The 2,961-nt window shown below is 47.1% G+C and carries 1 protein-coding gene; it reads right to left on the minus strand.

Features of this window, described 5'->3' with window-relative positions; all coding sequences use genetic code 11:
* The coding region (locus G5B11_RS18350; RefSeq protein ID WP_173729291.1) for a hypothetical protein at positions 1-2,961 on the minus strand (2,961 nt) is incomplete at both ends.

The following is a 2,961-nucleotide window of genomic DNA, read 5'->3' on the forward strand; positions in this document are numbered from 1 at the left end:
GATATACATCCACCTTGGAAAGCAGCCGGTCTGTGGTACTGTAGCCATTGATGGCCGGGCGGTAATTCCCGTTCTGGTCCTGATCCAGCCATACAAGGCCTGCAATCTTACGCTTTGCCGTGCGGATCCCTACCTGAGGACTGACAACAGTTAGTGACTGGCTGCTAGAACCGCCGCTTCTGTAGAAGAAACTGTTGTTATATACATTACCGCCCTGCTGGGTCACATTTCTGTTCTGCAGCAGTGTTGCATTGTCCTTCTTAAAGGGGGTAAGGATCAGTCCCATCCGGAAATTGCCTTTTCCGCCTACTGCAGGAACAAATCCGTAAATAGCATCAATTGTGCCGGAACCATCTGCATAATGGATCAGCTCTTCTCCACTTGCCCACTGTCCGTCTGTACCTGCTTTGCAGGTCAGTCTGTAGATTTTCACACCATTTTCCAGGTGTTCAGATGGTTCATAAGAAGAAGCCAGATCAAACCATTTACCACTGTCAATGGTATTCAATATCAGAGTCCTTTCCTCCTGGGTAAGATCCTTTGCACTGATCCCACCTTTCCTGTATTTCAGCTGTCCTGCACTGCCACTTTGGAATGCATTCCTGTCTTCTTCGCTGGTAAAGTCCAAATAAATCTCCTTTACCCGGTAGCCTCCTTGGAAGCTGCTGTCTCTTCCGTCTCCATTGGCTGGAAAGATATCACACAGCTGGATCTTCTCAGAGTTGTCTGTATGATTGCTGTAATTCAGGTAATAGATCAGGTCATCCCCGATCTCTATCAGATCCCGTTCTGTTTCCTTGTAGATCACATCATCTTTTGTCCTTGTTGCAACGATGGTCTGCTCTGCACTATTGGCCTGTCCGGTAATACGGTGGATCTCTTCATAGGTGGTATGGATCTGTACCTTGGTAGTAAGCTGTTGATTGTTCTTTACATCCTCATCCTCAGCGGCTCCCTTCTTTCCGATGGTACAGTTATACCGGATGTAAGGAAGTCCTTTGTTGATATCACTTACAGTTGTACAGATAGTCAGTGTGGTAGTCCCATCTGGGTTATCCGTCTGCTTTACATCCCATGCCAGATCACCGGCTTTGTATTTACACTGGTTTCCGGGAGCCGTGTAGTCAAACTGCAGGCTGCCCTTATGGTAGTAAAGATCTTTGGGAATGGTCAGGGTAATGGTCACATCCGTTGCCTGGCTTCCATTTGCTACCAGTTCATGATCCTTTGTAGCACTGGAGATCTGCAGTCTTGGCATTATCATAAAGTTTGCTGTACGTTCACCGTTGGTTACATTATAATAGGTCTTTTCCCGGTTAGAGCCTTTGATCAGGTCTGTATTCTTAATGCCGATTCCACTGACCAGGGTATATAGAAGCAGTGAATTTCCTGCCAACCATCCCATCATATGGGTTCCGTTTTTCTTAACACCATTTTGATATTCTGTTTTCTTATACCCATCAAAATAAAAGTCGCATCTTTGTTTGGTATATTTCATTACCAGGTCCTGGCTTTCCGTCAGGCTATTTACATACCCATCCGGAAGCGGACCGCCTGTGTCTCCATTTCCGTAGGCAACGATACCATCTGCCGTGCCATACTGTCTGCTTCGCCAGGTTGCGGAAAACAGGATGTCATCCCGCTTCCCATCATTGTAGTATCGCTTATAGGTAGGACGGTATGTGGTCCATCCTCTTACATCATTGGTGGTACAGTAGGTGCCGCCTGTCTTAGCAAAGTCTTTTGTCATCTGCATCCTGCTTCTGATATACAGGCTTCTGCCTGTACGGATACAGCAGTCCCGTACCTCGTACAAAAGTGCCACACATCTTCCGTCCGGGTTCCCTTTGGTGGCAAAGTATGCCTTTAATTCATCCAGGGAAGTAAAGTAGATCAGATCCTCTTCTTTGTGGGCATCCATATCTGCTTCCCCACCGGTAAGGCCATCTGCTGTTTCTGTCTTCGTCCAGTTAGTTCCGTCCGGCTTCGCACCGTATAGTATGGTCAGCTTAAAGCTTTTTGTTTTCAGGTTTCCTGAGGATGACCAGGTGGTTGCCGACTCCGAAGTACCTGCCAGAAAAGCATTGGTGCTGTTGGTCCCTGCACTTTTCCCTACCCAGGTCCAATTGTTTCCTGTACCCTGGTTCACCTGTCTGTCAATGATCTTTTCTCCACAGACAGGCGTATAGGCATCCGAGTCAAACTTCTGGAGAAGATTCACTCCGGTAAGGTAATTGTATTCCAGCAGATTGTCCACCTGTGGGTCAAACTTATCAGGCGGTATGTAATGTGGATCCTTCTCATCATCTGTATAATATTCCCTGCTTGTAAAAGACACATCTGCATCAATGTATACCTGACTTCCCAGCGGAGTGGAGCCTGTGCCTTCCTGGGTGCTGATCAGATCCGTGCCGGTCTCCTTGCTGAAGTAATTATTCTTCGACAGATGGTCTCCGTTTCCATCCCCACCGTATATATATAAGCCTGTGCTGTGGTTCAGGTAATTATCCAGATAAGTCATCTCATGGACAGCATGGTTCTTATAGTCTTCCCCAAAGAAGCTTTCCATTACGTCCAGACCTTTTTCTGTTGACTCAGGAGTAAGCCCTGTAACGCTGCTGATATCCAGGTCAGAAGCAGCACACTCCATATTGATTTCCAGATAGCCGCTCTGTCCATCAACGATGGTTTTATCTAATGGATACAGCACCTGTACATATCCGGCAGAGAAGGAGTTAATATATCCGTTCCCCCTTACCTGGTTATCCCAGGAACCATTGGCTGTAGCAGAAGGACAGGAGGACGCTACCGAATAATTGCTGACTGTAAAATGAAGGGTGAGACGCTTATCGCCTGTTTCATTTCGCTGCTTTAACGTTCCATTCCAGAAGCCGCCACTGTAGCAACCAGTAGCGCTGTTTCCTGTATTATAGGGAGCCGCATCCCAGCCATACGTGGTAG

The organism is Blautia glucerasea (assembly GCF_013304385.1).
Lineage (GTDB): Bacteria > Bacillota > Clostridia > Lachnospirales > Lachnospiraceae > Blautia_A > Blautia_A ammoniilytica.